Below are 13633 nucleotides of genomic sequence, written 5' to 3'. Positions count from 1 at the left end.
CCCAAAGGGAGAGGGAACTTTTACCTCCTCTCCCTTTGGGAGAGGGCCGGGGTGAGGGAAAACAAACCGCACACACCTGAAGGAGCCACCATGCACACCCGTACCCTGCTTGTTGCTTCACTCTCAATGTTCGCCACCGCCGCTATCGCCCTGCCGCAGTACGCCTGGGTGGGCACCTACAACCCCAACGGCGAAGGGCTGTACCGCTTTACCGTTGACCCGCAAAGCGGCGCGCTGGCGAATAAAACGCTGGTGAGCAGGCTGCCGAACGCCGCGCAGCTGGCCGTCTCACGCGATGGCAAAACGCTCTATCTGGCAAGCGAAGTGGAGCAGGGCGTGGTGCAGGCGCTGCGGGTGGGGGATAACGGCGCGCTGAGCGAGCTGAATCAGGTGGCCTCCGGCGGCGCGGGGCCGGTTTACCTGTCGCTGACCCCGAACGGTCGTCATCTGCTGGTGGCGAACTATGTCAGCGGATCTATCGCAGTGCTGCCCGTTAAAGCAGACGGCAGCTTGGGTGAGGCGACGGACACACATCAGGATCAGGGCGAACCGGGCGCGGCGAAGCCGGAAGCGGCAGCGGAGGGCAGCTTTGCCATCAGCGATCATAACGGCCCCCACGCGCACATGATCGCCGCCGATCCGAGCGGGAAATACGTGTTTTCCACCGATCTTGGGCTGGATCGCCTCTACCAGTACCGTTTTGACGATCGAACAGGGAAGCTGACGCCGAACGATCCGCCGTTTATCAGCGCCTCCTCAAAAGGCGCCGGGCCGCGCCACTTTGTCTTTACGCCAAAAGGCGATGCCCTGTGGCTGATTAACGAAGAGGCGTCTACGCTCACCCATTATACCGTGAACGCCAACGGCACCCTGAAAGAGGGCAAAACGCTCTCAGCCCTGCCGGAAGGTTACAAAGGCACAGCTTTGCTGCCGGGCTCGCATTAAGCGCCGACGGTAAACAGCTGTATGTGGCTAACCGTTTGCATAACAGCATCGGGCACTTTACCGTAACAGCGGAGGGCACGCTGACGCATCAGGACGACGTGTGGACGCGCGGCGACTACCCGCGCACCCTGACGCTCGATAAGCAGGGACACTGGCTGTACGTCATGAACCAGCGCAGCGACAACATCACCCGTTTCCGCGTGGCGCAGGACGGCAAATTGAGCTTCGAGCCGGACTATACCCCGGTCGGCAGCCCATCTCAGATGGTCATTTCACCTTAAGCTGTAAGAGGACAAACCCGTGCGATTTCCGAACCAACGTTTAGCGCAACTGTTCGATTTGTTGCAAAACGAGACGCTGCCGCAGGACGAGCTGGCGCAGCGGCTGTCGGTCTCCACGCGAACCGTCCGTGCCGATATCACCGCCCTGAACGCGCTGCTGGCAGGCCACGGCGCGCAGTTTATATTGAGCCGGGGCAACGGCTATCAGCTCAAAATTGATGATGCCCAGCGCTACCAGCAGCTGCAGGCATCCCACCCGCGCGCGCTGCGTATTCCCCGGACCGGGCCGGAGCGCGTGCACTATCTGGTGGTGCGTTTTCTGACCTCGGCATTTTCTCTTAAGCTCGAGGATCTGGCGGACGAGTGGTTCGTCAGCCGCGCCACGCTGCAGAGCGACATGGCCGAAGTCCGCGAGTGGTTCCACCGCTATAACCTGACGCTGGAAACGCGTCCGCGCCACGGGATGAAGCTGTTTGGCAGCGAGATGTCGACCCGCGCCTGCCTGACCGATCTGCTCTGGGAGCTGGCGCAGCAGGACAGCCTGAACCCGCTGGTGACCGACGTGGCGCTGAATGCAGGCGTGGCGGAGCAGATGGTGCCCGTGCTGCACGAGGCGCTGACGCGTCATCACATCCGTCTGACCGACGAAGGCGAGCTGTTCCTGCGCCTGTACTGTGCGGTGTCGGTGCGGCGCATCAGCGAGGGCTATCCGCTGCCGGAATTCCATGCCGAAGACGTTGAAGAGAACGTGCGCGAGGCGGCAAAAGATATCGCCGTCACTATCCAGCAGCTGGCGGGCAAAGCGCTTTCACCTTCGGAGGAGAGCTGGCTGTGCGTGCACATTGCGGCGCGGCAGATCCAGGAGATTGCCCCGAGCGCAATTAACGCGGATGACGACGAAGCGCTGGTCAACTACATCCTGCGCTACATCAACACCCACTATAACTACAACCTGCTCAGCGACGCGCAGCTGCACGCGGATCTGCTCACGCACATCAAAACCATGATCACCCGCGTGCGGTATCAAATCATGATCCCCAATCCGCTGCTGGATAACATCAAGCAGCACTACCCGATGGCGTGGGATATGACCCTCGCGGCGGTGTCGAGCTGGGGAAAATACACGCCGTATGTGATCAGCGAAAACGAGATCGGCTTCCTGGTGCTGCATATCGGCGTCGGGCTGGAGCGCCATTACAACATCGGCTACCAGCGCCAGCCGCGGGTGCTGCTGGTATGCGACGCCGGGAATGCTATGGTCCGCATGATCGAGGCGGTGCTCCAGCGCAAGTACCCGCAGATTGAGGTGGCCCGCACGCTCACCCTGCGCGAGTACGAGCTGGCGGATTCCATCGGCGAGGACTTTGTCATTTCCACCGCCCGCGTGAGCGAAAAATCTAAACCGGTGGTGACGATCGCCCCGTTCCCGACCGATTACCAGTTAGAGCAGATCGGCAAGCTGGTGCTGGTGGACCGCACCCGCCCGTGGATGCTGGATAAATACTTCGACGCGGCCCATTTCCGCATTATCGACAAGCCCGTTGACCAGCAAACGCTGTTCCGTGAACTGTGCGCGCAGCTTGAAGGCGAGGGGTTTGTCGGCGCGGAGTTCCTGGATTCTGTCGTCGAGCGTGAAGCCATCGTCAGCACCATGCTCGGCGACGGCATCGCGCTGCCGCACTCCCTCGGCCTTTTAGCGCAGAAAACCGTGGTCTATACCGTGCTCGCCCCGCACGGCGTTCAGTGGGGAGACGAAACCGCGCACGTCATCTTCCTGCTCGCCATCAGCAAAAGCGAATACGAAGAGGCGATGGCGATTTACGATATCTTCGTCACCTTCCTGCGTGAACGGGCGATGTCGCGGCTCTGTAGCTGCGGAGATTTTGCCGGGTTTAAGGCGGTGGCGATGGAGAGTTTGAGCCGGTTTTGAGGTAAGGGCGGACGGATAACATCCGCCTTTGTTCATCGCAAATGGTGCACAACCTGGTTGCTGCTGCCGCGCCAGATCAGGGCCGGGTCTTTTAAATCCTGCACGAACTTGCCGTCGACCAGGACGTTAATCAGATCCACCACTTCCATCTGAGCAGCGTTCAGCTCATTCAGCCTGTATCCCGTCCAGACCCAGATATCTTTTCCCGTACACTCTGCCCGAATGCGCTTCACCAGCTTCAGGATCTCCGGCACGTTTTGCGGGTGCAGCGGATCGCCGCCGGAGAGCGAAATTCCCTGGCGTTTGATGCGCGTGTCGTTAAGGTCGTTGACGATCCGGTCTTCCATTTCGGCGGTGAACGGCATGCCGGAATTTAAGCGCCAGGTGCTTTTGTTATAGCAGCCGGGGCATTCGTGGACGCAGCCTGAAACGAACAGGGTGCTGCGGGTGCCGGGGCCGTTGACGATGTCGACGGGGTAGTATTGATGATAATTCATAGCGTTAACCTGATGCCCTCACCCCGCCCCTCTCCCACAGGGAGAGGGAGAAAACCGGAGTCAGGCTTAGCAATGTGCTCGAGCGGTTCCCTCTCCCTTGAGGGAGAGGGGTAGGGTGAGGGGGAGAACCCTGCGCAGAACTTACCCGATCTGCCCATTCCCCAAATGCTTCACGCGACGCTTCACCTCTTCCTGCTTGCCGGCGTTAAACGGACGCGCGTCCGGGCTGCCGAGATAGCCGCACACGCGACGGGTCACGGAGACGCGGGCCGCATCGTGGTTGCCGCATTTCGGGCAGGTGAAGCCTTTGCTCGTACACTCGAACTCGCCGGTAAAGCCGCACTCGTAGCACTCGTCGATTGGCGTGTTGGTCCCGTAATACGGCACGTGCTGATAGCTGTAATCCCACACGTCTTCCAGCGCCTTCAGGTTGTGCTGAATGTTCGGGTACTCGCCGTAGCAGATGAAGCCGCCGCTGGCGATCGGCGGATACGCCGCTTCGAAGTCGATCTTGTCGTACGGGTTCACCTTTTTCTCCACGTCGAGGTGGAAGCTGTTGGTGTAATACCCTTTGTCGGTCACGCCTTCCACAATCCCGAATTCGGCGGTATCCAGACGGCAGAAGCGGTCGCACAGGTTCTCGCTCGGCGTGCTGTAGAGGCTAAACCCGTAGCCGGTTTCCTCTTTCCACTGGTCTACCGCGTCGCGCAGGCGCTGAACAATCGCGATGCCTTTCTCACGCAGGGCCTCGCTGTCGTACATATGCGTATCGCCCGCCAGGGCGTTGATGGTCTCGTGAATACCGATATAGCCCAGCGAAATCGACGCGCGGCCGTTTTTGAAGATCTCCGACACGTCATCGTCCGCTTTCAGACGTACGCCGCAGGCCCCTTCCATATAAAGGATCGGCGCGACGCGGGCCTTGACCCCTTCCAGACGTGCAATACGTGTCATCAGCGCTTTGCGCGCCAGCTGCAGACGTTCATCCAGCAGCGTCCAGAATTCCGCTTCATTGCCTTTCGCCTCCAGCGCGATGCGCGGCAGGTTAAGGCTGATGACGCCCAGGTTGTTGCGCCCGTCGTGGATCTGCTCGCCGTTTTCATCTTCGTACACGCCGAGGAAGCTGCGGCAGCCCATTGGCGTTTTAAACGAGCCGGTCACTTTCACGACCTGGTCGTAGTTCAGGATGTCCGGATACATGCGCTTGCTCGCGCACTCCAGCGCCAGCTGTTTGATGTCGTAGTTCGGATCGCCAAACTTGTGGTTCAGGCCGTCGCGAATGGCGAACACCAGTTTCGGGAACACCGCCGTTTTGCGGTTCTTGCCGAGACCGGAAATGCGGTTGCGCAGGATGGACTGCTGGATCAGGCGTGATTCCCAGCTGGTGCCCAGCCCAAAGCCGAAGGTCACAAACGGCGTCTGGCCGTTGGCGGTGTGCAGCGTGTTTACCTCATACTCCAGCGACTGGAAGGCGTCGTAGCACTCTTTCTCGGTGCGGGAGTGCGCGTAGCCGTCGGCGTCCGGGATCTGCCACTCTTCGGCCGTTTTACGATGCTTGTTGAAGCTTGCCGTCACGAACGGGGCCAGCACTTCATCAATGCGGTTAATCGTGGTGCCGCCATAAATATGGCTGGCGACCTGAGCGATAATCTGCGCGGTGACGGCGGTGGCCGTGGAGATTGATTTTGGCGGTTCAATCTCGGCGTTACCCATTTTAAAACCGTGGGTCAGCATGCCTTTCAGGTCGATCAGCATGCAGTTGAACATCGGGAAGAACGGCGAATAGTCGAGATCGTGGTAGTGAATTTCACCGCGCTCGTGCGCCGACACCACGTCGCGCGGCAGCAGATGCTGACGGGCATAGTGTTTGGCGACGATACCGGCCAGCAGGTCGCGCTGGGTCGGGATCACTTTACTGTCTTTGTTGGCGTTTTCATTGAGCAGGGCGGAGTTGGTCTGCTCCACCAGGCCACGGATCTCCTGGTTCAGACGACCGCGCTTCTCACGCTGCACGTCACGATCGTGACGGTACTCAATGTAGGCGCGCGCCAGCTGCTTGTAGGGCCCCGCCATCAGCTGGTTCTCAACCGCGGTCTGGATCTCGTTGATATCGACCTGGCTGCGTTCGTTCATCTGGCTGCTAACGACTTCTGCGACGGTGGCGCAGTAATCTGCGTCATCGACTCCCGCTGCTTTAGCTGCACGCAGAATGGCTTCCTGGATGCGCTCTGATTTAAACGGCACTTTACAGCCATCACGTTTCATCACATGCGGTGTCATGATCACTCCATTTTTTGAAAACAGGTTATCCACAGAGGTGGAGAAGTCATAACCGGGCATATTCCCCGCCGGGCCAAAGACTTCCCGCGTTCCCAGCTCGTGTTATCCACAATTCCGGCCAGCGTAAGCGCCGTCTTGTTGTTGGAATAGTAGACGATAAATACAAGATGTTGGGTCGGCGTGCATTTTAAGTGCTACATATAGTGATTTGCATCAAACATGTTTGCGATTTATTTGATGCAGAACAAAGTAAAAAGACGAGAGTACAAACGACGGGCGCTTCAGCGATTGTAAAGGCGCGAGAGAAAAATCTGATTATTTACTCAACAAAAACAGTAAAGTAAGCCGGGTGCTGAGCCGCACCCGGCAGGGAAAGTTACTGCTGCAACCACCAGACGGCTTCAAACGGACGCAGCGACGTCGTTTGCGGTGCCGGGTAGTTACTCATCAGCACCTGCGACCTATCGCTGAGGGCGTCTGTCTGCCATTCCTGCGGCGTATTACACAGGTTCGCCGCCACCATCAGCGTCTGCCCCTGCCACTGACGACGGTAGCACCAAAGAGAAGGATGTTCCGGCAGAAGATCCTCATAATCTCCCCACGTCAGCACCGGCAGGGTTTTACGCAGGCCGATCAGCGACTGGTAGGTGTAGAACACCGAATCAGGGTCGTCGAGCGCCGCGCGGGCGTTCACCGTCTCGTAATTGTCGCAGACGCCAATCCACGGCTCGCCCTCGGTAAAGCCCGCATTGCGCGAAGCGTCCCACTGCATTGGGGTTCGCCCGTTATCGCGGGACTTACTCGCCAGAATCGCCAGTAGTTCATCCGATTCGCGGCCGTTGGCGCGCAGTTCGGCGAACATGTTCAGGCTTTCCACGTCGCGATAGTCGGTGATGCGGCTGAAGTGCGGGTTGATCATACCCAGCTCTTCGCCCTGATAGATATACGGCGTGCCCTGCATGCCGTGCAGCACCATGCCGAGCATCTTCGCGGCCTGAACGCGGTATTCCCCTTCGTCACCAAAGCGCGACACGATGCGCGGCTGATCGTGGTTACACCAGAACAGCGCGTTCCACGCCCTGTTGTGCATCCCCTGCTGCCAGTGGCGGAAGAGGGTTTTCAGCGCCACGAAGTCCGGCTTCGCCTTCGTCCATTTTTCTCCGCCGGGGTAGTCCACCTTCAGGTGGTGGAAGTTAAAGGTCATCGACAGCTCGCGTCCGTCGAGCGAGGCGTACTGCTGGCAGTTCTCCAGCGAGGTCGAGGACATCTCGCCCACCGTCATCAGGTTGCGCGGGGTGAAGACGTCGCGGCTCATCTCCTGCAGATATTCGTGAACGCGCGGCCCGTCGGTGTAGAAGCGGCGGCCGTCTCCGGTGTTGTCGTCCGGGAAATCCTGATCTTTCGAAATCAGGTTAATCACGTCGAGACGCAAGCCGTCGACGCCGCGATCGGCCCAGAACTCGCACACCTTTTTCAGCTCGGCGCGCACTTCTGGGTTCTCCCAGTTGAGATCCGCCTGCTCCGGGGCGAACAGATGCAGGTAATACTGCTCGCTCTCGGCGTGCCAGCGCCAGGCGTTGCCACCAAACTTGGAGCGCCAGTTGTTGGGAAGCAGCTCCGGCGTGCCGTCGCGCCAGATGTAGAACTGGCGGTACGGGCTCTCTTTGTTCAGCGACTCGCGGAACCAGGCGTGCTGCGTGGAGGTGTGGTTAAACACCATATCCAGCACGATACGGATGCCGCGCTCGTGCGCCCGGGCAACCAGCTCGTCGAAATCATCCAGCGTGCCGTAAGCCGGGTCGATGGCGGTGTAATTCGCCACGTCGTAGCCATTATCCACCTGCGGGGAGATATAAAACGGCGTCAGCCAGATGGCGTCGATGCCGAGGGTTTTCAGGTAGTCCAGCCGCTGCGTCACGCCGCGCAGATCGCCGGTGCCGCTGCCGGTGGTATCCTGGAAACTCTTTGGGTAAATCTGATAGATGACGCCGTTCTGCCACCAGTGAGGAAGGGTATTCATAATGCGTTCCTGCAAATGCGAAGGGGCGCAACTGCGCCCCGAAAGAAGAAGTTAAACAATCTGCAGCGAGCCCTGACGGAACTTACGTTGGTAAACCACGGTGGTGAGCGCCATAGGGACGATGATCGCGATGGCCATCGCCAGGGCAAACACCTGCCAGTAAGCCGGCTGGATGGAGAGAATGCCCGGCAGGCCGCCGACGCCAATCCCGTTCGCCATCACGCCGTTCAGACCGCACACGAGGCCCGCCAGACCGGAACCGATCATCGCGCAGAGCATCGGGAAGCGGTATTTCAGGTTGATACCGTACATCGCCGGTTCTGTGACGCCGAGGTAAGCAGAGATGGCTGCCGGAACGGAGATCTCACGCTCGTTGTGCTTGCGGCTGACGATGATGATGCCAGTGACCGCCGACGCCTGTGCAATGTTAGACAGGGCGATAATCGGCCAGACCGGCGTGCCGCCGAGGCTCTGGATCATCTGCATATCAATGGCCAGCGTGGTCTGGTGCACGCCGGTGATCACCAGCGGGGCGTAAAGGAAGCCAAACAGCGCGGCACCGATTGGCGCAAAGCTGCCGGTCATCAGGTGACGCACCGCGAAGGCCACGCCGTCGCCGATCATGCGGCCAAACGGACCGATAAAGGCGTGCGCCAGGAACACCGCCAGAATCAGCGAGCAGACCGGCACCACTACCAGATAGAGGTAATCCGGCACGATGCGCTTCAGGCGCGTTTCAATAAAGCCCAGCGCCAGACCGGCCAGCAGGGCCGGAATGACCTGCGCCTGATAGCCCACTTTGGCGATAGTAAACAGGCCGAAGTTCCACACCTCAGGCACCTGCTGACCAAGTAAGTAAGCGTTCATTAACTGTGGAGAGACCAGCGTGACGCCCAGCACGATACCGAGAATCGGTGTGCCGCCCATCTTGCGCACCGCGGACCAGCAAATCCCGACCGGCAGATAGAAGAAGATCGCCTCGCCAATCAGCCACAGGAAATCGTAAACGGTTTTCAGCGCCGGATACATCTGCGCCAGGGTTTTGCCGTCGCTCATCGGCACATCGCCGATGACGTTACGGAAGCCTAAGATTAAGCCCCCGCTGATCAGCGCGGGCAGCAGCGGGAAGAAAATTTCCGCGAAGTGGGAAATCAGCTGCTCGTGCCACTTCATATTCTGGCGCGCGGCCTTCTTCGCCTGCTCTTTATCGGCAGAAGAGTGCCCGGTTGTCGCCAGCAGAGCCTGATAGTAATCGCCCACTTCGGTACCAATAACGACCTGGAACTGCCCGGCGTTGGTGAAGCAGCCTTTGACCATGGAAAGTTCTTCAATGGCCTTCGGGTTGGCTTTGGCCGGATCGTTCAGCACGAAGCGCAGGCGGGTAATGCAATGGCTGACGGTAGCGATGTTTTCGCGTCCGCCGACCAGGACGATCAGCCGATCGATATCTGCTTGTTTGACTTTACTCATCATGAAACCTCATGACAGATGGTGAGGGGGTGTAATGACCTGAGCGCAAGCCTACTCCTTCAGCGTGACGGCGAAAATGGGAACGTTCCCGAAATCAGGCGAAGATCACAATAATCTGTTTAAGAGGGGTTACGAAAGGTGAGCGGGAATGACGATCTGACGAGGCTCTGAACGCCCGTTTATCTGCTCGATAAGCTGTGCTGCGGCCTGTCTGCCGGACTCGGCGTAGCCCGGATCGACGGTGATGATCTCCGGGTGCAGGAACTTCATCAGCGGCGTGCTGCCGACGCTCGCCACCTGCAAATTATCGATGCGCTGCTCCTGCAGATATTTGCTGGCACCCAGCGCCAGGGTATCCGTGGCGCACACCAGCGCCGTGGTCTGCGGCGTAAGAACGCTGGCGGCCTGCTCGTAGCCCTGCTTCATGCCCAGCCCCGGCAGGGAGGCCACGGCGGAGAGGTTGTGCTTTTTGCAAAAGGCCAGATACGCCTCATGGCGACGCTTGCCGGTGGTGACGTCCGCGTGCGGGACGCCGAGGAAGCTGATGTGGCGATGACCTTCGTCAAACAGGCGCTGCATCAGGGTGATAATCGCGCCCTCATCGTCGTAGCAGACGGAGGCAAAGCCGTGTGCATCGCGCGCCAGCAGCACCAGCGAAGGCTGCCAGGGTTTCAGCATCTCGTCCTTAATGCCGGTAAAACCGAACAGCACCACGCCATCAATGTTGCGCCGCTGGAGCATCCCCAGATGCTCTTCAACCAGCTGCACAGAGAACTGGCTCTCCATCATGATCGGATCATACCCCTGCTCATAGAAGGCGGGCAGCATGGTCTGCACGGCGAGATTTTCAGAAAGAGAGTCCAGACGCGAAACAATGATGGCGACGACTTTGTCACTCTGCCCGCGCATGGCGCGCGCAGAGCGGGAAGGGGAAAAACCGTGCTGATTCATAACCGCCTCAACGCGCTCGCGGGTGCGTTCGCTGACGCCGCTTTCGTTGTTCAGCACGCGTGAGACGGTCGATTTCCCCACGCCGCTTAAACGCGCGATGTCTTTAATCGTTAGGCGGTTCTGCATGCTGTATTCCCTGTAACAACGACGATGTAGTGAATTGAGCCTAATGCTATAGCGCGATTTCGCTATGGGCAAAGTCTGGTTTACGTTCGGTTTATTTGCAGGGGGGTATAATACCGCCCGAATCGTCATAAAGGGTACGCTTAAATCCTTATACTGCGCGGCGACACCCTGTTTTTTTACTTACCGGAGGCTTCATGGATCCCGATCCCACACCTCTCCTGAACGGGAGAATGCGTTCTTTCCGGTAAGCCAGCTTTTGCTGTCTCACCGGCGTGAGGCAGCAACGTCTTAAACGTTCCTGCTTGAAAAATTGAGTGCCTCTCAGGTACGGCTTTGCCACGCCTGAAGGAATTGCTGCGTCCGCCCAGGCGGATGCGGAGGAATGACTATGTTTAAAAATATCACCCGGCAGCTGCAGGCCCTGCTGAGCCGCCACCTGCCACACCGTCTTGTTCAGCGCGACCCGCTGCCAAACGCCAAAAACATGGCGGGGGCGGCGATCCCCGCGTCCCTGACCGAACGCTGCCTGAACGTGGCGGCGATGGATGAAAACGAAGTCTGGCGCGCGTTCGGCGGACACCCGGAAGGGCTAAACGCGGCCGAAGTGGAAAAAATCCGCGCCGTGCACGGCGATAACCAGATCCCGGCGCAGAAGCCGTCTCCGTGGTGGGTGCACCTGTGGCTCTGCTACCGCAACCCGTTCAACCTGCTGCTGACCGTGCTCGGCCTCATCTCCTACGCGACGGAAGATCTGTTTGCCGCAGGCGTTATTGCCCTGATGGTGGGTATCTCCACGCTGCTGAACTTTATTCAGGAGGCCCGCTCCACCAAAGCGGCGGATGCCCTGAAGGCGATGGTCAGCAACACCGCGACCGTCTCGCGCGTGATTAACGATCTCGGCGAAAACGCCTGGGTGGAGCTGCCGATCGACCAGCTGGTGCCGGGCGATCTGGTGAAGCTGGCCGCGGGGGACATGATCCCGGCGGATTTACGCATCATCCAGGCGCGCGATCTGTTCGTCGCCCAGGCCTCCCTGACCGGGGAATCCCTGCCCGTAGAAAAGGTAGCGCGCAGCCGCGACCCGCAGCAGATGAATCCGCTTGAATGCGATACCCTGTGCTTTATGGGCACCACGGTGGTCAGCGGTACGGCGCAGGCGATTGTCACCGCCACCGGGGGCAACACCTGGTTTGGTCAGCTTGCCGGGCGCGTCAGCGAGCAGGAGAGCGAGCCAAACGCCTTTCAGAAAGGGATTGGCCGCGTCAGCATGCTGCTGATCCGCTTTATGATGGTGATGACGCCGATCGTGCTGCTGATCAACGGCTACACCAAAGGCGACTGGTGGGAAGCGGCCCTGTTCGCGCTCTCCGTGGCCGTTGGCCTGACGCCGGAAATGCTGCCGATGATCGTCACCTCCACGCTGGCGCGCGGGGCGGTGAAGCTCTCTAAACAGAAAGTGATCGTTAAACACCTCGACGCCATTCAAAACTTTGGCGCGATGGACATCCTCTGCACCGATAAAACCGGCACCCTGACGCAGGACAAAATCGTGCTGGAGAACCACACCGATATCTCCGGCAAAACCAGCGAGCGCGTCCTGCACAGCGCGTGGCTGAACAGCCATTACCAGACCGGGCTGAAAAACCTGCTCGACGTCGCGGTGCTGGAAGGGGTGGATGAGGAATCCGCCCGCACGCTCTCCGGGCGCTGGCAGAAGGTGGATGAGATCCCGTTCGACTTCGAGCGCCGCCGCATGTCGGTGGTGGTGAGCGAGCAGACGGACGTGCATCAGCTGATCTGCAAAGGGGCGCTGCAGGAGATCCTCAACGTGTCGACGCAGGTTCGCTATAACGGCGACATCGTGCCGCTGGACGACACCATGCTGCGCCGCATCAAGCGCGTCACCGACAACCTGAACCGTCAGGGGCTGCGCGTGGTGGCGGTCGCGAGCAAGTTCCTGCCCGCGCGCGAGGGTGACTATCAGCGTATCGACGAATCCGATCTGATCCTCGAGGGTTACATCGCCTTCCTCGATCCGCCGAAAGAGACCACCGCGCCGGCGCTGAAAGCGCTGAAGGCGAGCGGTATTACCGTCAAAATTCTCACCGGCGACAGCGAGCTGGTGGCGGCCAAAGTGTGCCATGAAGTGGGGCTGGACGCGGGCGACGTGGTGGTGGGAAGCGATATTGAGCACCTGTCCGACGACGAGCTGGCGAAGCTTGCCCAGCGTACCACGCTGTTTGCCCGCCTGACGCCGATGCACAAAGAGCGCATCGTCACCCTGCTTAAGCGCGAAGGGCACGTGGTGGGCTTTATGGGCGACGGCATCAACGACGCGCCCGCGCTGCGTGCGGCGGACATCGGTATCTCCGTCGATGGGGCGGTGGATATCGCCCGCGAAGCGGCGGATATCATCCTGCTGGAAAAGAGCCTGATGGTGCTGGAGGAGGGGGTGATCGAAGGGCGCCGCACCTTCGCCAATATGCTCAAGTACATCAAGATGACCGCCAGCTCCAACTTCGGTAACGTCTTCAGCGTGCTGGTGGCGAGCGCGTTTCTGCCGTTCCTGCCGATGCTGCCGCTGCACCTGCTGATCCAGAACCTGATGTACGACGTGTCGCAGGTGGCGATCCCGTTTGATAACGTGGACGACGAGCAGATCCAGAAGCCGCAGCACTGGAACCCGGCGGATCTGGGGCGCTTTATGCTGTTCTTTGGGCCGATCAGCTCCATCTTCGATATCCTGACCTTCTGCCTGATGTGGTTTGTGTTCCACGCCAACACCCCGGAACACCAGACGCTGTTCCAGTCCGGCTGGTTCGTGGTAGGTCTGCTGTCGCAGACGCTGATTGTGCACATGATCCGCACCCGCCGCATTCCGTTTATCCAGAGCCGCGCCGCGTGGCCGCTGATTGTAATGACGGGCATTGTGATGGCGCTCGGCATCGCGCTACCGTTCTCGCCGCTGGCAGGCTACCTGCAGCTGCAGGCGCTGCCGCTGAGCTACTTCCCGTGGCTGGTGGCAATCCTTGCGGGCTATATGGTGCTGACGCAGATGGTGAAAGGATTCTATGCGCGTCGGTATGGGTGGCAGTAATTTTTTACCCTCACCCTAACCCTCTCCCTGAAAGGG

The 13633-nt window shown here is 59.6% G+C and carries 7 protein-coding genes and 1 pseudogene; 3 read left to right on the top strand and 5 right to left on the bottom strand.

Going from position 1 to position 13633, the window contains the following annotated elements:
* The first annotated feature begins 90 nt into the window (after positions 1–90).
* Together AC27FC_RS11740 and AC27FC_RS11735 are read left to right on the top strand one after the other, a co-directional pair.
* Positions 91–1226, top strand: a pseudogene (locus tag AC27FC_RS11740) (lactonase family protein).
* 19 nt (positions 1227–1245) lie between these two features.
* Complete coding sequence (locus AC27FC_RS11735) at positions 1246–3156, top strand: BglG family transcription antiterminator (protein WP_039261071.1); 1911 nt, start codon at positions 1246–1248, stop codon at positions 3154–3156.
* A gap of 32 nt (positions 3157–3188) precedes the next feature.
* Here AC27FC_RS11735 and nrdG read toward each other — a convergent pair whose 3' ends face one another.
* The 5 genes from nrdG to treR all read right to left on the bottom strand — a co-directional run bounded on the left by nrdG (position 3189) and on the right by treR (position 10500).
* Positions 3189–3653: an anaerobic ribonucleoside-triphosphate reductase-activating protein gene (gene nrdG / locus AC27FC_RS11730; protein WP_196354830.1), complete on the bottom strand. Its 465-nt coding sequence runs from the start codon at positions 3651–3653 to the stop codon at positions 3189–3191.
* A 141-nt stretch (positions 3654–3794) separates the two neighbouring features.
* On the bottom strand, positions 3795–5933 hold the full coding sequence (gene nrdD, locus AC27FC_RS11725) for an anaerobic ribonucleoside-triphosphate reductase (protein ID WP_023310191.1): 2139 nt from the start codon (positions 5931–5933) through the stop codon (positions 3795–3797).
* A gap of 376 nt (positions 5934–6309) precedes the next feature.
* Positions 6310–7953 carry an alpha,alpha-phosphotrehalase gene (treC, locus tag AC27FC_RS11720; RefSeq protein WP_487160191.1) on the bottom strand — a complete coding sequence of 548 codons (1644 nt, stop codon included), beginning with the start codon at positions 7951–7953 and terminating at the stop codon, positions 6310–6312.
* 51 nt (positions 7954–8004) lie between these two features.
* Positions 8005–9423, bottom strand: coding sequence for a PTS trehalose transporter subunit IIBC (gene treB / locus AC27FC_RS11715; RefSeq protein ID WP_029739268.1), 1419 nt, complete (start codon positions 9421–9423; stop codon positions 8005–8007).
* A 129-nt stretch (positions 9424–9552) separates the two neighbouring features.
* A complete protein-coding gene (gene treR, locus AC27FC_RS11710; protein ID WP_047174646.1) occupies positions 9553–10500 on the bottom strand; it encodes a trehalose operon repressor TreR in 948 nt (315 codons plus the stop codon).
* Between the two features lie 388 nt (positions 10501–10888).
* Here treR and mgtA point away from each other — a divergent pair, with 388 nt between their 5' ends.
* Positions 10889–13597, top strand: a complete 2709-nt coding sequence (gene mgtA, locus AC27FC_RS11705; protein ID WP_047174645.1) for a magnesium-translocating P-type ATPase — start codon at positions 10889–10891, stop codon at positions 13595–13597.
* The last annotated feature ends 36 nt before the right edge of the window (positions 13598–13633 follow it).

The organism is Enterobacter sp. C3_dUdeg (assembly GCF_057536195.1).
This window is presented reverse-complemented; position numbering and strand designations above follow the sequence as displayed.